This is a genomic window from Burkholderia thailandensis E264 (assembly GCF_000012365.1).
Lineage (GTDB): Bacteria > Pseudomonadota > Gammaproteobacteria > Burkholderiales > Burkholderiaceae > Burkholderia > Burkholderia thailandensis.
In genome coordinates, this window is the sequence record NC_007651.1 from 861,944 (window position 1) to 883,557 (window position 21,614).

Annotated in this window: 18 protein-coding genes and 1 pseudogene; 9 read left to right on the plus strand and 10 right to left on the minus strand. The window is 67.1% G+C overall.

Translation table 11 applies throughout. The annotated features are described in order from the left end of the window. Window positions 1-37 precede the first annotated feature (37 nt). From BTH_RS16035 to BTH_RS16045, 3 genes and pseudogenes are all read right to left on the minus strand, one after another. On the minus strand, window positions 38-1,312 hold the full coding sequence (locus BTH_RS16035) for an EAL domain-containing protein (RefSeq protein ID WP_009908555.1): 1,275 nt from the start codon (window positions 1,310-1,312) through the stop codon (window positions 38-40). A 515-nt stretch (window positions 1,313-1,827) separates the two neighbouring features. Then, window positions 1,828-3,267, minus strand: a complete 1,440-nt coding sequence (mdtD, locus tag BTH_RS16040; RefSeq protein ID WP_009892629.1) for a multidrug transporter subunit MdtD — start codon at window positions 3,265-3,267, stop codon at window positions 1,828-1,830. A 510-nt stretch (window positions 3,268-3,777) separates the two neighbouring features. Then, a pseudogene (locus tag BTH_RS16045) lies at window positions 3,778-4,248 on the minus strand (helix-turn-helix domain-containing protein); the annotation flags it as partial. On the opposite strand from BTH_RS16045, the gene BTH_RS16050 reads away from it, so the two are divergent. Further along, window positions 4,216-4,725 (plus strand): hypothetical protein, encoded by a 510-nt coding sequence (locus BTH_RS16050; protein WP_223297016.1) that lies wholly within the window; start codon window positions 4,216-4,218, stop codon window positions 4,723-4,725. The pseudogene BTH_RS16045 and the gene BTH_RS16050 overlap by 33 nt on opposite strands. A gap of 19 nt (window positions 4,726-4,744) precedes the next feature. Here the strand turns inward: BTH_RS16050 and BTH_RS16055 are convergent, their stop codons facing one another. Continuing rightward, complete coding sequence (locus BTH_RS16055; RefSeq protein WP_009892624.1) at window positions 4,745-5,491, minus strand: GntR family transcriptional regulator; 747 nt, start codon at window positions 5,489-5,491, stop codon at window positions 4,745-4,747. A gap of 167 nt (window positions 5,492-5,658) precedes the next feature. Between BTH_RS16055 and BTH_RS16060 the strand changes: the two genes are divergently transcribed. After that, window positions 5,659-6,504, plus strand: coding sequence for an aldo/keto reductase (locus BTH_RS16060; protein ID WP_009892622.1), 846 nt, complete (start codon window positions 5,659-5,661; stop codon window positions 6,502-6,504). Between the two features lie 352 nt (window positions 6,505-6,856). Here the strand turns inward: BTH_RS16060 and fusA are convergent, their stop codons facing one another. The 4 genes from fusA to BTH_RS16075 form a co-directional block, all read right to left on the minus strand. Beyond that, the gene (gene fusA, locus BTH_RS16065) at window positions 6,857-8,971 is read right to left on the minus strand and encodes an elongation factor G (protein ID WP_009892620.1); all 2,115 of its coding nucleotides are present in this window, start codon (window positions 8,969-8,971) and stop codon (window positions 6,857-6,859) included. 263 nt (window positions 8,972-9,234) lie between these two features. Next, the gene (locus tag BTH_RS16070; protein WP_011401863.1) at window positions 9,235-9,750 is read right to left on the minus strand and encodes a DUF192 domain-containing protein; all 516 of its coding nucleotides are present in this window, start codon (window positions 9,748-9,750) and stop codon (window positions 9,235-9,237) included. Window positions 9,751-9,945: 195 nt separating this feature from the next. Further along, window positions 9,946-10,161: a hypothetical protein gene (locus tag BTH_RS31180; protein ID WP_080511442.1), complete on the minus strand. Its 216-nt coding sequence runs from the start codon at window positions 10,159-10,161 to the stop codon at window positions 9,946-9,948. Between the two features lie 260 nt (window positions 10,162-10,421). Then, window positions 10,422-11,000 (minus strand): pseudouridine synthase, encoded by a 579-nt coding sequence (locus tag BTH_RS16075; RefSeq protein ID WP_009892615.1) that lies wholly within the window; start codon window positions 10,998-11,000, stop codon window positions 10,422-10,424. 264 nt (window positions 11,001-11,264) lie between these two features. Here BTH_RS16075 and icd point away from each other — a divergent pair, with 264 nt between their 5' ends. Both icd and BTH_RS16085 read left to right on the plus strand, forming a co-directional pair. Further along, entirely contained in the window at window positions 11,265-12,524 is a 1,260-nt protein-coding gene (gene icd / locus BTH_RS16080; protein WP_009892614.1) for an NADP-dependent isocitrate dehydrogenase, read from the plus strand. 161 nt (window positions 12,525-12,685) lie between these two features. Beyond that, a complete protein-coding gene (locus BTH_RS16085) occupies window positions 12,686-14,281 on the plus strand; it encodes a multicopper oxidase family protein (RefSeq protein ID WP_009892613.1) in 1,596 nt (531 codons plus the stop codon). Window positions 14,282-14,392: 111 nt separating this feature from the next. Here BTH_RS16085 and BTH_RS16090 read toward each other — a convergent pair whose 3' ends face one another. Then, window positions 14,393-14,596: a cold-shock protein gene (locus BTH_RS16090; RefSeq protein ID WP_004196460.1), complete on the minus strand. Its 204-nt coding sequence runs from the start codon at window positions 14,594-14,596 to the stop codon at window positions 14,393-14,395. A 530-nt stretch (window positions 14,597-15,126) separates the two neighbouring features. On the opposite strand from BTH_RS16090, the gene clpS reads away from it, so the two are divergent. From clpS to BTH_RS16115, 5 genes are all read left to right on the plus strand, one after another. After that, complete coding sequence (gene clpS / locus BTH_RS16095) at window positions 15,127-15,441, plus strand: ATP-dependent Clp protease adapter ClpS (RefSeq protein ID WP_009892611.1); 315 nt, start codon at window positions 15,127-15,129, stop codon at window positions 15,439-15,441. After that, window positions 15,438-17,738: an ATP-dependent Clp protease ATP-binding subunit ClpA gene (clpA, locus tag BTH_RS16100; RefSeq protein WP_009892610.1), complete on the plus strand. Its 2,301-nt coding sequence runs from the start codon at window positions 15,438-15,440 to the stop codon at window positions 17,736-17,738. The genes clpS and clpA overlap by 4 nt, the downstream gene beginning before the upstream one ends. A gap of 99 nt (window positions 17,739-17,837) precedes the next feature. Continuing rightward, the gene (locus BTH_RS16105) at window positions 17,838-19,217 is read left to right on the plus strand and encodes an amino acid permease (protein ID WP_009892609.1); all 1,380 of its coding nucleotides are present in this window, start codon (window positions 17,838-17,840) and stop codon (window positions 19,215-19,217) included. Window positions 19,218-19,316: 99 nt separating this feature from the next. Then, entirely contained in the window at window positions 19,317-20,051 is a 735-nt protein-coding gene (locus BTH_RS16110; protein ID WP_009892608.1) for a hypothetical protein, read from the plus strand. A gap of 167 nt (window positions 20,052-20,218) precedes the next feature. Further along, the gene (locus BTH_RS16115; RefSeq protein ID WP_009892606.1) at window positions 20,219-21,022 is read left to right on the plus strand and encodes a COG4705 family protein; all 804 of its coding nucleotides are present in this window, start codon (window positions 20,219-20,221) and stop codon (window positions 21,020-21,022) included. A gap of 98 nt (window positions 21,023-21,120) precedes the next feature. On the opposite strand, the gene dut is transcribed toward BTH_RS16115, so the two are convergent. Continuing rightward, window positions 21,121-21,567 carry a dUTP diphosphatase gene (gene dut / locus BTH_RS16120; protein WP_009892605.1) on the minus strand — a complete coding sequence of 149 codons (447 nt, stop codon included), beginning with the start codon at window positions 21,565-21,567 and terminating at the stop codon, window positions 21,121-21,123. Window positions 21,568-21,614 lie beyond the last annotated feature (47 nt).

Below are 21,614 nucleotides of genomic sequence, written 5' to 3' on the forward strand. Positions count from 1 at the left end.
CTCGGGCGGCGGGCGTTCGACGCCCGGGCGTCGCGCGCTAGTCGCGGTGCGCGGCGGCTTCCCAGTTGATGTCGACGCACAGCACCTGCATGCCCTGCGCGGCGGGCGTCGCGATCGACGCCGTCACGCACAGGTGCGCTTCGTTGATCGACAGATAGGGCGGCGTGAAATGCACGCGCCCCGGCACGCGCATCGCCTCGATGAAGTATGGCCGGCGCTCCCAGCTCGCGCCTTCCGAATGCATGAGCGGACTGAAGCGCTTCGCGCGCTGCGATGCGCGCACGCGCGGCAGCACGTTGTCGCCGATCTGCCGGCCCGACGCGTCGAGCAGGAAGCAGCGCGCGGCCTCCGGCAGCTCGAGCAGTTCCTTCGACGCTTCGGTCAGGTCGCGGCCTTCGCGCAACAGTGCGCTCGCCTGCAGCAGCGCGGCGACGTACGGCGCGAGACGCGCCTCCTGCGCGCGCGAACGCTCGGCGACGCGCAGCCGCAGCGCGGCCGACAGCGTGTCCATGATGCCCGCCGCGACCTGCGGCTGCACCGGCTCGACGCTCGGTCCGGCGAAATACTGCCCCTGCACGAAATCGACGTCGCATTCGAGCGCGATCAGCGCCTCGCGCTCGGTCGTGATGCCGCCCATCAGCACGAGCTGCCCCGATTCGTGCAGCAGCGACACGAGGCCGGGCAGCACGCGCTCGAGATGCGAGTGCTCGCTCGCCTGCGCGAGGATTCCGCGATCGAGCGTGACGATGTCCGGATGCAGGTGCCAGACGCGATCGATGTTCGAGTGCTTCGCGCCGAAGCCGCCGAGCGCGATCAGGAAGCCGGCCTTGCGCAGCCCGTCGACGATCGCCGCGAAGCGCGGCGTCTCGCCGCCCGCCTGCTCGGGCACCTCGAGCACGACGCGCTGCGGCGGCAGCCCGAGCGCCTTCAGGTTCGCGAGGAGCGCGTCGCCGTAGACGGTGTCCATCAGCGCGGCGGGGTGCAGGCTCAGGAAGAGCCATTCGTCATGGCTGTCGAACGTGTGGAAGTTGCCGAGATGCAGCGATTCGGCGAGACGGCCGAGTTCGAGCAGATCGCCGCGGCGCGCGGCCTGCGTGAACACGTCGTGCGACGGCACCTGGTTGCCTTGCGAATCGTGCGCGCGCAGCGACGCGTGGTAGCCGATCGCACGTCGATGCGACACCGAGAAGACCGGCTGGAACACGCTGAACACGGTGTAGTCGCCGTACAGCACGGTGCGCCGGTTGCCGTCGTCGCCCGCGATCGGGCGCGGCGACTGGAAGCTGGGGGGATCGATGTCGATCATGCTCATGATTCGGCTGCCCGAGAACCGTCAGTTTACCTACAGAATAGGCGAGCAAGAACCGTGCGCAAAAAGGCGCGCCGGCGCGCCGCAGCTTCGCGCGCGGCGCGCAATTCATGCACTCGCATGGTGCGCCGTGCGTCGCGGCGGCGCGGGAGCGTGGCGCGCGGCGTCCGGGCGGTTCGCCGGGATGCGGCGAGACATGGCCGGACATGCGCCGGATCGTGGCGCGACGGGCCGCGCTGCGACAATCGGACGCTCGAAGGCCCGGCACACAGCCGGTATCGATGCGCGCGCATGCGCCGGCGCCCGAGCGTTCGAACGGCCGGACGTTTCGGCGTCCGGGCAGGCGCGTGTTCGCCGTGCGCCGATCCGCATGCGCGGACTTCGCGCCGAAGCCGCCGCGCGCAGCTTCTTCGGTGTCGTCGATGCGAAATCCCGCGCGCCCGTCAGCCATCTCGAACGCATTGCCGCCGCCGCGCCGGCCGCGCGGCAGCCCGTCGCGCGGCGAGCGCGCCACCGCGTCACGCGCGCTCGGACGGATCGGTCTTGCGGCGCGCGGCGCCGCGCACGTCCGGCGACAGCTGCGCGAAGATCCACGCGGACGCGGCGGTGATGAGGCCGACGCACACGAACGTCGCATGGAACGCGGGCAGCGTGTGCGTTGGCGTGACGCTTCGCATCATGCCGGTGAAGGTCGCGAGGAGCGCGCCCGCGATCGTCACGCCGAGACTCATCGACAGCATCTGCACGAGCGAGAACAGGCTGTTGCCGCTGCTCGCGCCGCCCGTGCCGAGGTCCTTCAGCGTGAGCGTGTTCATCGCGGTGAACTGCATCGAGTTGAAGCCGCCGAAGAGGGCGAGCTGCGCGATCTTGAGCCATGCCGGCATCGCGTCGCTGATCAGCGCGAAGCTCGCCATCATCAGCCCGACCATGATCGTGTTCGCGAGCAGCACCTTGCGGTAGCCGTGGCGCGTGATGAGCACCGTGATGATCCGCTTCGAGAACATTCCCGCGGCCGCGACGGGCAGCATCATCAGGCCCGCTTCGAACGCGTCGTAGCCGAGGCTCACCTGCAGCAGCAGCGGAATCAGATACGGCATCGCGCCGCTGCCGATGCGCGCGAACAGGTTGCCGAGCAGGCCGACGCTGAACGCGTGGATCTTGAAGAGCTCGAGCGAGAAGATCGGCTGCGGCGCGCGCACCGCGTACAAGCCGTACGCGACGAAGCACGCGAGGCTCAGGATCAGCAGCACGAGCACCATCGCGTGCTGCATGCCGAGATCGGAGAGGCCGTCGAGCGACAGCGAGATCGAGATCATTCCGATCGTCAGCAGCAGGTAGCCTTTCAGGTCGAAGCGGCCCGCGGCCGGGTTGCGCGCGTCGGGCATCGAATAGAACGTCGCGATGCAGCCCGCGACGCCGACCGGCACGTTGATCAGGAAGATCCAGTGCCACGAAGCGATCTTCACGAGCCAGCCGCCGAGCGTCGGCCCGATCAGCGGGCCGATCAGGCCCGGAATCGCGACGAACGACAGCGCGGGCAGATAGCGCTCGGCGGGGAACGTGCGCAGCACGGCGAGCCGCCCGACGGGCAGCAGCATCGCGCCGCCCACGCCCTGGATCACGCGGAACGCGACGAGGAGCGGCAGCGTATGCGCGTTCGCGCACAAGAGCGAGCCGAGCGTGAAGATCAGGATCGCGCAGAAGAACACGCGGCGCGTGCCGAGCGTGTCGGCGAGCCAGCCGGACACGGGGATCATCACGGCCATCGTCAGCGAGTACGCGATCACGACCGACTGCATCCGGAGCGGCGATTCGCCGAGGCTCGCGGCCATCGACGGCAGCGCGGTGTTGACGATCGTCGCATCGAGCGTCTGCATGAAGAAGCCGGTGGCGACGAGCCACAGCATCACGGTCAGCGACTTCTCGCTCGGGGCGGCGGCGGGCGGGGCTTGAAGCATGAAAGCGGGGCGCGGCGGGCGCGTTCGGGCGTGCAGCCGACATTGTAGGGAAAGCCCGCGATGCGTGCAGCGGGCGGGCGCGCGCATCCCGCGCGGCGCGGCCGATTGCGTTTTCGCCTCGCGTGGGCGGGCGTGTCGTGCGTCATCCGTGTCTGCCGCGCCTGTTCCGGCCAGGCGGCCGGGCCGTGCCGACCGCTCGCCGGTGCAGTGCGGGAGACGACGCGTGCGAGCGTGCATGGAGCGCGACGCGCGCTTCGCGGTGATCATCGGGACATCGAAGGATCTTCCTCCGCTGCGCGGGCCGTGCGCGCGATCCGCACCGACGTGCTCGACTATCCGGAGCCGGCCGCTGTCCGGCCCGCCTCGCGCGGCGCGACGGTCGCGGCGCGCTCAGGCCGCGTGGTCGACGCCGACGTAACGCGCGCGCGGCCGGATCAGCTTGCCGTCGGCGCGCTGCTCGAGCGCATGCGCGATCCAGCGGGCGACGCGCCCGGCGGCGAACAGCGCGAGCGCGGCGACGGGCAGCAGCGCGAGCGCGCGCTCAAGCGGCGGCCGATCGCGCCACGGATCGAGCCAGCCGAGCCAGCGGGCCGCGTCGAACGACGAAAAGACGTCGGGCGCGGCCTGCACGCGCGCGGGCGGGCATTCCCACAGCAGCGCGGCGGCTTCTTCGAGCGTCGCCGCCGTCGCGAGCGCGATCGCGTCGCGGCCGCGATACCGCAGCGTGCCGTTCGCGATCGGCGTGATGCGCGATTCGAGGACAGGCACGCCCCAGTCGAGCGTGCGCTCGGCGACGTTCCCCGCGCGCTTCGCATCCGCACGGCGGCGTGCGAGCCGGCGAACCTCGGCGTCGTCGTAATAGCGGCGCTTGCTCGCGCCGTCGGCGCGCGAGCGCAGCAGGCCGCGGCTCACGTACGCGTAGAGGGTCGGCACGCTGACGCCGAGCAGTTGCGCGGCTTCGTTCGCGCTCAAGCGGGACATGGCGGCGGTTCCTCGGTCGAAGGGCGGACGGACGAGCGGGGCGATGCGCGTGCCGCGTTCGCGCGGCGGCCGTTCGTCGAGCGCGCCGGCTCGCAATCGGGATGGAATGCGTCTGCGCGCCATTCTAGACGCGTTTCGATGTTCGCCCGGGCCGAGGCCGATGCCGATGCGATGACGCCCCTGCACGCATCGACGCGTCTGTGGCTTCTCGCGGGCGGCGACCCGGCCGCGCCCGAACGCGCCGAGCTCGACGGCGGCGATCCGTGCCTGCCGTCGGCCGATCGAATCGGTGCGCTCGCCGGGGCGTCGAACGCGGCGGCGGCGCTCCCCGCAGCCGAATGCGATCGTATGCGGACGGGCCGCGCGCGGCGGGTTCGCGTGTCGGTGCGGCATGCGCCGATACTGCCGGCGACGCCGCCGCGCCGTCCAAGCGGGCCGGTGCCGAGCAACCACGATGCGCCGCGCCGGCTGCCGTGACGCGCGCGGCGCATGCCGCTTACTTGCGCAGCTCGACGACGAAATCGTAGTAATCGTTCCGACAGTACGTGTCGGTGAGTTCGATCGCGCGCTGATCGTGCGTGAAGCCGATTCGCGTGATCAAGAGGAGCGCTTCGTGCGGCGCGATGCCCATCTGCCGCGCGATCTCGTCGGTTGCGTTGACCGCGCGAAAGTGCTGCAGCGCGCGCACGATCGGCGTGCCGCGCTGCTCGAGATAGCTGTACAGCGAATCGCCGATCGCCTGCGGATCGGGAACGATCGTGGCGGGGAACGTGGAGTTTTCGACGGCCATCACGATGCCGTCCGCGAGCCGCAGACGCTTCAGGCGCGTGACGGATGCAGCGGGCGACAGCCCGAGCTGGATCACCTCGTCGCGATTCGCGGGCTGGATGTCGCGCGACAGCCACGTGGAGCTCGGCGTGAAGCCGCGGCGCTTGAGCATCTCGCTGAAGCTCGACAGCCGCGACAGCGGGTCCTCGTAGCGCGGCTGAATGAAGTTGCCCGCGCCTTGCGTGCGCCGGATGAGCCCTTGCTCGACGAGCAGCGCGATCGCCTTGCGCGCGGTGATTCGCGACACGCCGAGCGATTCCGCGAGCAGTCGTTCCGAAGGCAGCGCTTCGCCTGCGGCCCAGCGGTTGTCGTGGATTGCGTCGCCCAGCTTGCGGGCGAGTTGCAGATAGAGCGGCGTGTCGTTGTCGGGGTCGGGGCGCAGGTCGGACCAGCGGTCTTCCGTCGATGGCTTCATGGAGTGGGCATAAAAAACGATGCGGCCATTCTAAGACATCGCGTGCCGCGGTTATAGCCGGGTTTTGCGCGCGATGCCGCCCGGCGCGCGTCGAATCGCTACACTGACGAATCACCCGCGGGCCGTGCGCGTCGCGCGCCGCGCTCGAATACGTGACGAGGAACGATATGACCAGCAGGCTCGAAACCGTCGCGCTGCCCGGCGGCGAACGCATACCGAAGCTCGGGCAGGGCACCTGGGAAATGGGCGAGCGGCCCGCGAAGCGCGCGGCCGAGATCGCCGCGCTGCGCGAGGGCGTCGACCTCGGCATGACGCTCATCGATACGGCCGAGATGTACGGCGACGGCGCGACCGAGACGCTCGTCGGCGACGCGCTCGCCGGCGTGCGCGACCGGCTGTTCACCGTGAGCAAGGTGCTGCCGCATCATGCGAGCCGCGCGGGCGTTGTCGCCGCGTGCGAGGCGACGCTGAAACGCTTGCGCACCGATCGCGTCGATCTGTATCTGTTGCACTGGCGCGGCCCGGTTCCGCTCGCGGAGACGATCGCGGGCTTCGAAGCGCTGCGCGACGCCGGCAAGATCCGCTACTGGGGCGTCAGCAACTTCGACGTCGACGACATGGAGGCACTCGTCGCCGAAGCGGGCGGCGCGGTGTGCGCGACGAACCAGATCCTCTACAACCTCGCACGCCGCGGCCCGGAGTTCGATCTGCTGCCGTGGCTCGCGCGGCGCGGGATGCCGGCGATGGCGTACAGCCCGATCGATCACATGCGGTTGCCCAGGCGCACGGCGATCGACGAGATCGCGCGCGAGCGCGGCGTGTCGCCGGCGCGCGTCGCGCTCGCATGGGTGCTCGGGCAGCCGAACGTGCTGGCGATTCCGAAGGCGGGCAGCGTCGAACACGTGCGCGACAACCGCGCGGCGCTCGATTTCGTGCTGGGCGAGGACGAGCTCGCGCGGCTCGATGTGCGGTTCAAGCCGCCGCGTGGCAAGCGGCCGCTCGAAATGCTGTAGCGCCGTGCGCGCCGCGGCAAGGCGGCCGGCTCGGGCAGCGGCTTGCTCGCGCAGCGTGCGGGCGGTGCGTCGCGGACGCCACGGCGCGCGCGGCCGATGCCGCGAAACGCGCCGAAACGCTTGCGCGGCGCACGCGGTTCGCGCGGGCCAAGCATGACGGCGTTGCCGATCGTCACGAGGCGGCGGCGGTGAACGCCCGATCGCGGCCTCGCCGATGTCGGGGCGACGCGCGCGCAGCAAAAAAGCCCGTCCGTTTCCGGACGGGCTTTCTTTCATCGATCGCGCGGCGCGGCAGCGCCGGGCGTCGTCGCGGGACGCTCGCTCAGTAACGGAACTCGGCGAGCATCGCGCGTTAGCCGCGCCCGACCTGCTTCGCGTTGATGACCGCTTCCGATACGTTCGACGGCGTTTCCGCGTAGTGCTTGAACTCCATCGTGTAGGTCGCGCGGCCTTGCGTCGCCGAGCGCAGCGACGTCGAATAGCCGAACATCTCGGCGAGCGGCACTTCGGCGCGCACGAGCTTGCCGCCGCCGCCCGCGATGTCCTCCATCCCCTGTACGATGCCGCGCCGGCTCGACAGGTCGCCCATCACGTTGCCCATGAACTCCTCGGGCGTCTCGACCTCGACCGCCATCATCGGCTCGAGCAGCACCGGCTTCGCGCGGCGCATCGCTTCCTTGAACGCCATCGAGCCGGCCATGCGGAACGCGTTTTCGTTCGAGTCGACGTCGTGATACGAGCCGAACGTGAGGTGCACCTTCACGTCGACGACCGGGTAGCCCGCGAGCACGCCGCTCTTCAGCGTTTCCTCGATGCCCTTGTTGACCGCCGGGATGAATTCGCGCGGAATCACGCCGCCCTTGATCTCGTCGAGGAACTCGTAGCCCTTGCCGGGGTTCGGCTCGAGCTTGATCACCGCATGGCCGTACTGGCCGCGGCCGCCCGACTGCTTGACGAACTTGCCCTCGACGTCCTCGGCCACCGTGCGCACCGTTTCGCGATACGCGACCTGCGGCTTGCCGACCGTCGCCTCGACGCCGAACTCGCGCCGCATCCGGTCGACGATGATCTCGAGGTGCAGCTCGCCCATCCCGGAGATGATCGTCTGGCCGGATTCCTCGTCGGTCTGCACGCGGAACGACGGGTCCTCCTGCGCGAGACGGTTCAGCGCGAGGCCCATCTTTTCCTGGTCGGCCTTCGTCTTCGGCTCGACCGCCTGCGAGATCACGGGCTCGGGGAATTCCATCTTCTCCAGGATGATCGGCTTGCCCGGGTCGCATAGCGTGTCGCCCGTCGTCGCCTCCTTCAGGCCGACCGCGGCCGCGATGTCGCCCGCGCGCACTTCCTTGATTTCCTTGCGCTCGTTCGCGTGCATCTGCAGGATCCGGCCGAGCCGCTCCTTCTTGTCCTTCGTCGCGTTGAGCAGCGTGTCGCCCGATTCGACGACGCCCGAGTACACGCGGAAGAAGATCAACTGGCCGACGAACGGGTCGGTCATGATCTTGAACGCGAGCGCGGAGAACGGCTCGTCGTCGCTCGGATGACGTTCCGCTTCGTTGTCGTGGAGATCGTGGCCAAGGATCGCGGGCACGTCGGCGGGCGACGGCAGATAGTCGATCACCGCGTCGAGCATCGCCTGCACGCCCTTGTTCTTGAACGCGCTGCCGCAGAGCATCGGCACGATCTCGTTGGCGATCGTGCGCCGGCGCAGCGCGGCCTTGATCTCGTCCTCGGTGAGCGAGTGGTGATCGGTCAGATACTTCTCGAGCAGTTCCTCGCTGGCCTCGGCGGCGGCCTCCACCATCTTCTCGCGCCACTCGTGCGCAATCTCGACGAGGTTCGCCGGGATGTCCTCGTACGTGAACTTCACGCCCTGGCTTTCGTCGTCCCAGACGATCGCCTTCATCTTCACGAGATCGACGACGCCCTGGAAGTGCTCTTCCGCGCCGATCGGAATCTGGATCGGCACCGCGACGCCCTTCAGGCGCTCGCCGATCTGCCGCTGCACGCGGAAGAAATCGGCGCCGACCCGGTCCATCTTGTTGACGAACGCGATGCGCGGCACCTTGTACTTGTTCGCCTGGCGCCACACGGTTTCGGACTGCGGCTGCACGCCGCCCACCGAGTCGTAGACCATGCACGCGCCGTCGAGCACGCGCATCGAGCGTTCGACTTCGATCGTGAAATCGACGTGACCCGGGGTATCGATGATGTTGATCCGATGCTCTGGATAATTGCCGGCCATGCCTTTCCAGAACGCCGTCGTCGCCGCGGAGGTGATCGTGATGCCGCGCTCCTGTTCCTGCTCCATCCAGTCCATCGTGGCCGCGCCGTCGTGAACCTCGCCGATCTTGTGGCTCACGCCGGTATAGAACAGGATGCGCTCGGTCGTCGTGGTCTTGCCGGCGTCGATGTGAGCGCTGATCCCGATATTGCGATAGCGCTCGATGGGGGTTTTGCGGGGCACGTGAACCTCCTGGTGGCTCTGGACGAAAACGGCTCGGCCGGTGCGGCCGGCGCCGTCGCTCTTGCGAGACTTAAAGCATAGCGCTTGCTCGTGGCTTTTGCAGATGCGGGCGATGCGTCGGCGATCAAGTCCCGCGGCGTGGCGGGCGTGTTCCGTCCGTTGGGCCGCGCCGGCCGTGCACGAAAACGGCGCGTAAAAAAGCCGGCGCGCGGCCGGCTTGTCGGGCGGGGCGGGCGGCGCGCATCGACCAAGCGCGCCGGGCGTCATTGCGGCTTCGGCAGCCCGTCGATCTTCATGCCGGGCTTGATGCCCTTCGCGGTGAACCAGCCCTTGTTCATCTCGAGCGCGTAGACGCCGTTGTTGCGCGGGCAGTGATTGTCGGTCGTCTCGGCCTTCATCTCGTCGACGTCGGTGATCGTGCCGTCCGCGCGGATGAACGCGATCGACAGCGGAATCAGCGTGTTCTTCATCCAGAAGCAATGCACGGCGTTCTCGTTGAACACGAACAGCATGCCTTCGTTCGGCGCGAGCTGCGAGCGGTACATGAGGCCCTGCTCGCGATCGGCGTCGTTCGCCGCGACGGCCGCGTCGATCACGTACATGCCGGCGCGCAGCTTCACGCGCGGGAATTCGTCCGGCTGCTTCGCGCCGGGCGGCAACTGCGCGGTTTGCGCGGACGCGGCGTGCATGCCGCCCGCGGCGAGCGCGAGCGCGACCGCGACCGGAAAGACGGTGGCTCGCACGAGTCGGGCGAGCGAAGAGCGCGGGGAAAATCGCACGGCTAGGGCTCCTATCGGGAATTCGAGACCCGCATGGTACGCGAAGCGCGGCGTTGCGCGCAGATGGGACGCGGCGTCACGCGGGCGAGCGGAAACAAAAACAAAAAGGCAGATCGCCTCGCGGTGATCTGCCTTGCAACGCCGTAAGAACGGCAACAGCTTGTTCTTGACTGCGTCTTACAGAATGCTTTCTGCTTAGTTCGATGCCGGTTCAGCGGCGCTGGCGGCTTCGGCCTTCGCTGCCTTCTTGTGCGCCTTCTTGTGAGCGTGCTTCTTGTGGGCCTTCTTAGCCGGTGCCGAAGCAGCTTCAGCCTTCTCAGCCGGAGCCGAAGCGGCGGCCGGAGCCGAAGCTTGCGCGAAAGCAGCCGTTGCGAAGAGACCAGCGACCAGAGCGGCGATCAGTTTGTTCATGTTGTGTTCCTCAGCTTTAGTTAATTAACCAAATGACCCGGCATAGGAGTCATGTCGTCTAACGTGCCATCCACCTTTCGGTTGACAGACGCATCGAGAAAAATCTCTTCGCGCTGCGGGCGGCCGGTTCGCGGGGTGTCGCTCAAGCGACGGGACCGCGGCTCGGTCGCCAATGCCGGATAGCTGGGAGTGGCATCTGCGTGGTTTAACGCGTCGGGTTCGCGGTCGGTTGACGCACGGCGAAACGTTCCGCCGAATTGTCATCCGTGCCGCACTGCGCGCTCCCATGGCGCGCGCGGCGGCAGCTCGCGGGTCTCGCCGGGCGCGAGGCCGAGCGCGAACACGTCGAGCGCGCCGATGCCGACGCGAATGAGGCGCAGCGTCGGAAAGCCGATGGCCGCGGTCATTCGCCGCACCTGACGGTTCTTGCCTTCGGCGATCTCCAGCTCGATCCAGGTGGTCGGGATCGCCGCGCGATAGCGGATCGGCGGGGTGCGCGGCCAGAGCGTGTCGGGCGGCGTGACGAAGCGCGCGCGGCACGGGCGGCTCACGTAGTCGCCGAGATCGACGCCGCGCTCGAGCGCGGCGAGCGCGGCCGCGTCGGGCGCGCCCTCGACCTGTGCCCAGTAGCGCTTGACGAGCTTGTGGCGCGGCTCGGCGATCTTCGCCTGCAGCGCGCCGTCGTCGGTGAGCAGAAGCAGCCCCTCGCTGTCGGCATCGAGACGGCCCGCCGGATAGACGCCGGGCGTCTTCACCCAGTCGCCGAGCGACGCGCGGGCTTCGTGCGGGGAGAACTGGCAGATCGTGCCGAACGGTTTGTTGAGGGCGATGAGGCGCATGGGGCAAGGCTCGCGAGGAAACGGGCGGCGCGACGCGGGCCGCGTTCTATGGCAAATGGCGGAATCTTAATGCATAATACGGAACGGCAAGTCTTTTGTCTTATATAAGACTTGCGCGGGTCCCGCGTGCCTGATTCGCGCCGCCTCGCGCCGCGAGAGCGCTAGAATAGCGGCTCGCCGTCGCGGACGCAGGGCCGGCGCCGCGCTTGCCCGACCGCGCACAACCAGATACCCACCAGCCCAGCCATATCACTGGAGTCGATCATGCCGTATCAGCACATCAAGGTTCCGGAAGGCGGTGACAAGATCACCGTCAACAAGGATTTCTCGCTCAACGTTTCCGATCAGCCGATCATTCCCTACATCGAGGGCGACGGCACGGGCTTCGATATCACGCCGGTGATGATCAAGGTCGTCGACGCGGCGGTCGAGAAGGCGTACGGCGGCAAGAAGAAGATCCACTGGATGGAGATCTACGCCGGCGAGAAGGCGACGAAGGTCTACGGTCCGGACGTGTGGCTGCCGGAAGAGACGCTGCAGGTGCTGAAGGAGTACGTCGTGTCGATCAAGGGGCCGCTCACGACCCCGGTCGGCGGCGGCATCCGTTCGCTGAACGTCGCGCTGCGCCAGGAGCTCGACCTGTACGTCTGCCTGCGCCCGATTCAGTACTTCAAGGGCGTTCCCTCGCCCGTGCGCGAGCCGGAGAAGACCAACATGGTGATCTTCCGCGAGAACTCGGAAGACATCTACGCCGGCATCGAATGGGCGGCCGAATCCGAGCAGGCGAAGAAGGTCATCAAGTTCCTGCAGGAAGAGATGGGCGTGAAGAAGATCCGCTTCCCGGAAACGTCGGGCATCGGCATCAAGCCCGTGTCGAAGGAAGGCACCGAGCGCCTCGTGCGCAAGGCGATCCAGTACGCGATCGACAACGACCGCAAGTCGGTCACGCTCGTCCACAAGGGCAACATCATGAAGTTCACGGAAGGCACGTTCCGTGACGCCGGCTATGCGCTCGCCCAGAAGGAGTTCGGCGCGGTGCTGATCGACGGCGGCCCGTGGATGAAGTTCAAGAACCCGAAGACGGGCAACGAGATCGTGATCAAGGATTCGATCGCCGATGCGTTCCTGCAGCAGATCCTGCTGCGCCCGGCCGAGTACGACGTGATCGCGACGCTGAACCTGAACGGCGACTACATCTCGGACGCGCTTGCCGCGCAAGTCGGCGGCATCGGCATCGCGCCGGGCGCGAACCTGTCGGATTCGGTCGCGATGTTCGAAGCGACGCACGGCACGGCGCCGAAGTACGCAGGCAAGGACTACGTGAACCCGGGTTCGGAAATCCTGTCCGCCGAAATGATGCTGCGCCACCTCGGCTGGACCGAAGCGGCCGACGTCATCATCGCCGCGATGGAAAAGTCGATCAAGCAGAAGCGCGTCACGTACGACTTCGCGCGCCTGATGGAAGGCGCGACGCAAGTGTCGTGCTCGGGCTTCGGTCAGGTGCTGATCGAAAACATGCAGTAAGCGCGTCGGCGTAGCCGATGTCGAGCGACACCCCGGCGGGCCGCGTGCCCGCCGGGGTGTTTCGTTTTGGTGCGGCGCGCGCATCGTTTGCAAGTAGTGCGCAGCGTGTGCCGGCTGGTGTATCGTCGAAACCTCCGTTTCGGCGACACAGGAATCGATCGATGTTGCGCAGACATTTTCTTTCGAGCGCGCTGGCGGCCGCCGCCGCGTCGCTCTTCGCGCGCGGCGCGCTCGCCGCGGGCCATGCGATGGACGGCATGCAAGGGATGGACGGGATGGACGACATGCCCGACATGTCGCCCGCGCCTGCGCGCGCACGGCACGCGAAGCCGACGGCGCCCGCGCTCGCGGCCGCCGACGCGTTGCCCGCGGGCGCGCCGCTCGCCGCGCTGCGCGTGCTCGCGAACGAAAGCCGCGAGCCGGGCATGTTCCGTGCGACGCTCGTCGCGCAGCCCGTCCGGCGCGCGCTTCTGCCGGGCGCCGCGCCGACGGTGTTCTGGCAGTTCGGCGCGGGCGCGCAAGGGCCCGCAGTCGGCCCGCTCATCGACGTGCGCGAAGGCGATACGGTCGAGATTCGCTTCGTCAACCGGCTGCCGCAACCGTCGACGATCCACTGGCATGGGCTGCCCGTGCCGCCCGACCAGGACGGCAATCCGTCCGATCTCGTCGCGCCGGGCGCGACGCGCGTCTATCGCTTCACGCTGCCGAAAGGAAGCGCGGGCACGTACTGGTATCACCCGCATCCGCACATGGCGACGGCCGAGCAGGTGTTTCGCGGACTCGCGGGGCCGTTCGTCGTGCGCGCGGCCGACGATCCGCTCGCCGGCTGGCCCGAGCGGCATCTGTTCGTGTCCGATCTGAAGCTTGCACGCGACGGCACGATTGCGCCGAACGACATGATGGACTGGATGAACGGCCGCCAAGGTCAGTTCGTGCTCGTCAACGGTGCGCGGCGGCCGCGCATCGCGCTCACCGGCGACGAACGCTGGCGCGTGTGGAACGCGTGCAGCGCGCGCTATTTGCGCATCGCGTTTGACGACGGAAGAGCATTTGCGCACATCGGCACCGACGGCGGCTTGTTCGAGGCGCCGCGTGACGTGACGTCGCTGCTGCTCGCGCCGGGCGAGCGCGCCGAGATCGTCGCACGCGCGGGCGACCGCGCGTCGCGCGCGGTGCTGACGGCGCTCGAGTACGACCGCGGCAAGATGGCGATGTCGGACGCCGCGCACGGCAGCCTGCCGCCCGATCCCGCGATGCCGCTTGCCGACGTCGCATTCGAGTCCGCCGCGCCGCGCGCGCTGCCTGACCGGCTGCGCGCGGTGCCCGCGCTCGGCGAGCCGGTCGCGCACAAGGAAGTCGCATTCGGCGAGCAGATGGACAGGAACGCGATGATGCGCGCGGACGCGCGGGGCCGACCGGCCGGCATGCGATTCATGGTGAACGGCGCGACGTTCGAGCCGCATCGCGCGACATTGACGAGCCGGCGCGGCGACGTCGAATCGTGGACGATTCGCAACGAAACCGACATGGACCATCCGTTCCATCTGCACGGCACGCAATTCCAGGTCGTCGAGCGCGAGATCGGCGGCAAGACGACGCCGGAGCCCTATCGCGCGTGGCGGGACACGGTGAACGTTCGGAAGGGCGAGCGCGTGCGGATTCTCACGACGCAGACCGAGCGCGGCGAGCGAATGTTTCACTGCCACATCCTCGAGCACGAGGATCTCGGGATGATGGGAACGCTGAAAGTCGTTTGAAATGGGCGGCGGCCGAGTTCCGTGGTGGAGCGCATGGTTGTTCGCCGCGGCACTCGGGCGAAAAAAAACCCGGCTGGAAGCCGGGTTTTCTATTTCTGATCCAGACGGCCCTCAAGCAGCTTGGATGTTCGACGCTTGCTTACCCTTCGGGCCTTGCACCACCTCGAAGCTGACCTTTTGGCCTTCCTTCAGGGTCTTGAAGCCCTGCATGTTGATCGCCGAGAAATGTGCAAACAGATCTTCGCCGCCTTCGTCGGGCGTGATGAAACCGAAGCCCTTCGCGTCATTGAACCATTTGACAATACCAGTTGCCATACCTACTTCCCCTGTCACACAGTCGCTACTTACAACGAGCACGCTCGAAAAGCTAAACGACCGGCATACGCAGCCGTTCCCCCCTCACAAGCTCACCTCGGCCTCTTTCAGATTGTCAAAGACAAATTGAAAAAAGTGCCAGCTTGATTGTTGGCGCTCTTTAATTGAGTGTCAAGAAAATTTTTAGACGTATACGGGGACGTTGTAAAGAACCCATTTTCAGGGTTTATCCCGCTTTGCTTCGCAGCATCGGAGCGAGCGAGGGGACTTGAAAAGTCGCATAATCGTCGCACATACCAGGCTCGAGTGACGCGCGTTCGAGGTTCTACGCGTTGTGGGATACTCGATCCATGCACAATGCGCGGGCGGCATGCCGCATGCTTGCACATCGAACCGGAGCCGGCCCCGCAGCCGGCTCCGGTTCGATGTGAGAGGGACGCTGCCGCGCGTGGGGAGCCGGGGAGGGCGCCGGCTGGTCAGTCGGTTAACGACAGGATTGCGGGCCTGTCCGAGTTGTTTAGAATGGGTGTATGGCGATTATCCCGGACAAGCAGGACAGCACCGTCCTGGAACGCAAGGAACAGAAGCTCAAGCCGCCTTCGATGTACAAGGTGGTGCTCCTGAACGACGACTTCACGCCAATGGAATTCGTCGTGATGATCGTGCAGGAGTATTTCAAGAAGGATCGCGAAACGGCCACACAGATTATGCTGAAGGTGCATCGCGAAGGGCGGGGGGTTTGTGGGGTCTATACGCGAGACATCGCGTCGACCAAAGTCGAGCAAGTCGTTACCCATGCGCGGCAGGCCGGGCATCCGCTGCAGTGCGTGATGGAGGAAGCATGATTGCCCAGGAATTGGAAGTCAGCCTGCACATGGCGTTCATGGAAGCGCGCCAGGCGCGGCATGAGTTCATTACGGTCGAGCATCTTTTGTTGGCCCTGCTGGATAACCCGACGGCAGCCGAGGTGCTGCGCGCGTGCGCGGCGAACATCGAGGATCTGCGTCAGAACCTGCGCAACTTCATCCACGACAACACGCCTACCGTTCCCGGCACCGACGATGTCGACACGCAGCCGACGCTCGGCTTCCAGCGCGTGATCCAGCGCGCCATCATGCACGTGCAGTCGACGTCGAACGGCAAGAAGGAAGTCACGGGCGCGAACGTGCTCGTCGCGATCTTCGGAGAGAAGGATTCGCACGCGGTCTACTACCTGCAGCAGCAGGGGGTGACGCGCCTCGACGTCGTCAACTTCATTTCGCACGGCATCGCGAAGACGAGCGGCGGCGAAGCCGCGAAGCCCGCCGACGCGAACGCGGAAGGCGAGGACGCGAGCGCGCAGAAGGAAACGCCGCTCGCGCAGTTCACGCAGAACCTGAACCAGATGGCGAAGGACGGCCGCATCGATCCGCTGATCGGGCGCGAGTCGGAGGTCGAGCGCGTCGTGCAGGTGCTCTGCCGCCGCCGCAAGAACAATCCGCTCCTCGTCGGCGAGGCGGGCGTCGGCAAGACGGCGATCGCCGAAGGCCTCGCGTACCGGATCACGCGCGGCGAGGTGCCGGACATCCTCGCGAACGCGCAGGTGTATTCGCTCGACATGGGCGCGCTCCTGGCGGGCACGAAGTACCGCGGCGATTTCGAGCAGCGTCTGAAGACGGTGCTGAAGGAACTGAAGGAGCGGCCGCACGCGATTCTCTTCATCGACGAGATCCACACGCTGATCGGCGCGGGCGCCGCATCGGGCGGCACGCTCGACGCGTCGAACCTGCTGAAGCCGGCGCTGTCGTCGGGCACGCTCAAGTGCATCGGCGCCACGACGTTCACCGAATATCGCGGGATCTTCGAAAAGGATGCGGCGCTGTCGCGGCGCTTCCAGAAGGTCGACGTGACCGAGCCGACCGTCGAGCAGACGGTTGCGATCCTGCGCGGCCTGAAGTCGCGCTTCGAGGAGCATCACGGCGTCAAGTATTCGTCGGGCGCGCTGTCGGCGGCCGCCGAGTTGTCGGCGCGCTTCATCACCGACCGTCATCTGCCCGACAAGGCGATCGACGTGATCGACGAGGCGGGCGCCGCGCAGCGCGTGCTGCCGAAATCGAAGCAGAAGAAGACGATCGGCAAGAGCGAGATCGAGGAAATCATCTCGAAGATCGCGCGCGTTCCGCCGCAGAGCGTGTCGCAGGACGACCGCAGCAAGCTGCAGACGCTCGATCGCGATCTGAAGAGCGTCGTGTTCGGCCAGGACCCGGCGATCGACGCGCTCGCGGCCTCGATCAAGATGGCGCGTGCGGGCCTCGGCAAGATGGACAAGCCGATCGGCGCGTTCCTGTTCTCCGGCCCGACGGGTGTCGGCAAGACCGAAGTGGCGCGCCAGCTCGCGTTCACGCTCGGCATCGAGCTGATCCGCTTCGACATGTCGGAATACATGGAGCGTCACGCGGTGAGCCGCCTGATCGGCGCGCCGCCCGGATACGTCGGGTTCGACCAGGGCGGCTTGCTGACCGAGGCCGTCACGAAGAAGCCGCACTGCGTGCTGCTGCTCGACGAAATCGAGAAGGCGCATCCGGACATCTTCAACGTGCTGCTGCAGGTGATGGATCACGGCACGCTGACGGACAACAACGGGCGCAAGGCGGATTTCCGCAACGTCATCATCATCATGACGACGAACGCGGGCGCGGAATCGATGCAGAAGGCGACGATCGGTTTCACGACGCGGCGCGAAGTCGGCGACGAGATGGCGGACATCAAGCGCCTGTTCACGCCCGAGTTCCGCAACCGGCTCGATGCGACGATCAGCTTCCGTGCGCTCGATGAGGAAATCATCATGCGGGTGGTCGACAAGTTCCTGATCCAGCTGGAGGAGCAACTGCACGAGAAGAAGGTCGACGCGCTCTTCACCGACGCGTTGCGCAAGCATCTCGCGAAGCACGGCTTCGATCCGCTGATGGGCGCGCGGCCGATGCAGCGGCTGATCCAGGACACGATCCGGCGTGCGCTTGCCGACGAGCTGCTGTTCGGCAAGCTCGTGAACGGCGGCCACGTGACGGTCGACGTCGACGAGAACGACAAGGTGCTGCTGTCGTTCGACAAGACGGCGACGCCGCCGAGCAAGCCGAATGAAGAGGCGGTGGAAGTCGAATAGCCGCAGGTCCAAAATGTTTCGCATGAACGGCGCGGGAGGTCTTCCGCGCCGTTTCGTTTTATTCGCGGCAGATACACGGTATTGAAGCAGGAGTCTGGTGTGACACAAGAACAAAGAACGTTCGACTCGATCGTCGAGCGCGAAAAGGGGCTGCGGCGCGGGCTCTCGTCGGGGCAGATGGCGATGATCGCGATTGGAGGCGCGATTGGGACGGGGCTCTTTCTGGGCAGCGGTTTCGCGATCGGGCTCGCGGGGCCGGGCGTGCTGGTGTCGTATGCGATCGGCGCGCTGATCGCGCTGCTGCTGATGGGCGCGCTGGCGGAGATGACGGTCGCGCATCCGACGTCCGGCTCGTTCGGCGCGTATGCCGAGCATTACGTCGGCCCGCTCGCGGGTTTTCTCGTGCGCTACGCGTACTGGTCGGCCGTCGTGTTCGCGGTCGGCACCGAGGTGAGCGCGATCGCCGTCTTCATGAAGTACTGGTATCCGGGCGTGCCGGGCTGGTATTGGGTCGTCGGCTTTTCGGCCGCGCTGATTGCGGTGAACATGACGAGCGTCACGCTCTACGGCGTCGTCGAGTATGTGTTCTCGATGCTGAAGATCGCCGCGATCGTCGTGTTCATCGCGCTTGGCGCGTACTTCGTCGCGACGGCGCCCGCGTCGTCCGGCATCGGCTTCGCGAACTATTCGGCGCACGGCGGCTTTCTCCCGAAAGGCTTCTCGGGCGTGTGGGTCGCGGTGATCGTCGCCATCTTCAGCTATATGAGCATCGAAACGGTCGCGATCGCGGCGGGCGAAGCGCGCGATCCGCAGCGTGCGGTATCGCGCGCGTTTCGATCGACCGTGTTCCGCCTCGTGCTGTTTTATCTGCTCACGCTCGCGCTGATGCTCGCGATCGTGCCGTGGACGCAGGCCGGCACCGACGAGAGCCCGTTCGTCAAGGTGATGGCCGCGACGCACGTGCCGTATGCGGCGGGCGTCATCAACTTCGTCGTGCTCGTTGCCGCGCTGTCCGCGATGAACAGCCAGTTGTACGTGACGACGCGGATGATGTTCAGCCTGTCGCGCGCGCGGCTCGCGCCCGCGATGTTCGGGCGCGTCGGGGCGAACGGCGTGCCGCTGGCGGCGCTCGTCGTGTCGTCGAGCGGCGTCGCGGTCGCGGCCGTGCTGGTCGCGCTGTATCCGGAGGCCGCGTTCACGCTGTTGATGGCGATCGCGATGTTCGGCGCGCTGTTCACCTGGCTGATGATCTTCGTCACGCATCTGTGCTTCCGCGCGCGCTATCGCGGCCCCACCCCCGCGTTCCGGATGTGGCTGCATCCGGCGGGCAGCCTGACGGGCGCGGCGCTCGTGGGCGCGGTGCTCGTGACGACCGCGTTTACGCGCGAGTTCAGAATGACGATGATGGTCGGCGTTGCGTTCGTCGTGCTGCTGACGCTCGCTTACCGGCTGCATTACCGCGCGCGGCACGCGCGTTAGTTCGCGCGGCGTGAGGCGCGTGAATCGCATCGCGATCGTGATGCGACGCGAGTTCGCGACGGCGCAGCGAGTAAGTCGACACATCTGGCGGGAGGCCGCATGACAACGAGTAAGACGAGCGGGGCATCCGATGTCGACCATGCAAAGGCCGTTGCGCAGGCATGCTCGCTCGGGCGTGCGCTCGCGCGCGCGGCGAGGTGCGTCGCGCTGATCGGCGCGGTGTTCGCCTCGCCGCTCGGCGCCGCGTTCGCGGCTTCGAGCGGCGCCGCTGTGCCGCCGCTCGATACGACGCCATGGCTCGCGAGCGTGCAAGCGCCGAAGACGCCGTTCTTCACGCGCGAATCGGACGCGCAAGGCGTGTCGTTCCACTTCACGAATAGCGGCCGCTACGTTGCGAGGGGGCGCGAGGTCGTCGTCAGCGAAACGGCGGACGGCGACATGTGGCAGGGCGGGATGGTGCATGCGACGTACATCGACGGCGCGGGCGTCGAGACGTCCGGATGGCTCGTGCGCTCGCATCTGCGGCAGGTGAAGAAATTCGCGCCGCCATCCGCGTGGGACGGCCGCTGGCGCGGCAGCGCGGGCGCGCGTCGGCTCATCGTGCACGGCGATCGCATCAGCTATTCGTTCGCGAGCGGCGCACAGTCGCGCGTCGAGATGCTGCTGCGCTTGCGGCCCGTGTCGGACGACGAAGCGATGCTGTCGCGCATGCAGGTGCCGGACGGCGTGTGCGATCTCGACGTGCGACGTCTGGGCGACTATCTCGTCGTATCGGCGCGCGATTGTTTCATTCCGGGCGCGAATCCAGAAGGAATCCTGCGCAAACAGAGATAACGCGCATGCCGAAAGCGGCATGTTCTTCGCGCGCGCACATGCCGATCGATCGTTGTCAGCACGCCAGGCATGCGGGTTAACACTCTCTTAAGCGGCCGCCCTCTAGCATTCGGATCTCGTGCCGCACTGCGGCGATTGAACCGGTCCGAAATCCTTCGAGGGCTCGCATGAACAAACTCCCGGCGATCACGCTCGCATTCTGGGTAATGAAGATCTGCGCGACGACGCTGGGCGAAACCGGCGGCGATCTGCTGTCGATGACGCTCAACGTCGGCTATGCGTACAGCTCGCTGATCCTGTTCTCGATTTTCATCGTCACGCTCGCCGCACAGCTCGCGACGACGCGCTACCGCCCGGCGATCTACTGGGCGGTGATCGTCGCGACGAGCACCGCCGGCACGACGATGTCCGACTTCATGGACCGCACGCTCGGCCTCGGCTATGCGGCGGGCTCCGGCATCCTCGTCGCGATCCTGCTGACGATCTTCGCGGTGTGGCGTCTGCAGGGCGAATCGCTCGCGGTCACCGAGATCCGCACGCGCAAGGTCGAGGTGCTCTACTGGATCGCGATCCTGTTCTCGAACACGCTCGGCACCGCGCTCGGCGACTTTCTCGCAGACAGCTCGGGCCTCGGCTTCGCGGGCGGCGCGTTCCTGATCGGCGGCCTGCTCGCGGCGATCGTGCTTGCCGCGTACTTCACGAACGTGTCGAAGGTGTTCCTGTTCTGGGCGGCGTTCGTGCTCACGCGTCCGTTCGGCGCGACGGTCGGCGATCTGTTGACGAAGCCCGTCGCGCAGGGCGGGCTGGGTTTTGGCACCGTCGGCTCATCGGCGATTCTCGCGGGCGCGCTGATCGCGCTCGTGATTCATGCGACGCTCGGCGAAGCGAAGCGGTGGAAGCGGGCGAGGGCGACGAACTTGGCGCGGCAGCCGAGCCTCGACTGGCGTGAGCGGACCGCGCTCGAGGAGTGAGCGGCGGCGCGACGGAAGCGGGAGTGAGACGGCAGGCGAGCACGTGTGGGGCTGCCGGGCCGCGCGAGGCCCCCGCGCGGCCCGGTCCGGGGCTTCGGTCAGTGGCGGCCGGTGCTGCCGAAGCCGCCCGCGCCGCGATCGCTTTGCGCGAAATCGCCGACGATGTTGAACGTCGCCTGCACGACCGGCACGATCACGAGTTGCGCGAGGCGCTCGAACGGGTTCAGCACGAACTCGGTCTGGCCGCGGTTCCATGTCGAGATCATCAGTTCGCCCTGGTAGTCCGAATCGATGAGGCCGACGAGGTTGCCGAGCACGATGCCGTGCTTGTGGCCGAGGCCCGAGCGCGGCAGGATCAGCGCCGCGTAGCCGGGATCGGCGAGATGGATCGCGAGGCCGGTCGGCACGAGCGCCGTGTCGCCCGGCTTCAGCGTGACGGGCGCGTCGAGGCACGCGCGCAGGTCGAGGCCCGCGCTGCCCGTCGTCGCGTACTTCGGCAGGTAGTCGCGCATGCGCGCGTCGAGAATCTTCAGGTCGAGTTTCATGCGGCGAGAATCGGTGGCGAGAGTTGAGAGTTGAACGATGAGCGGCG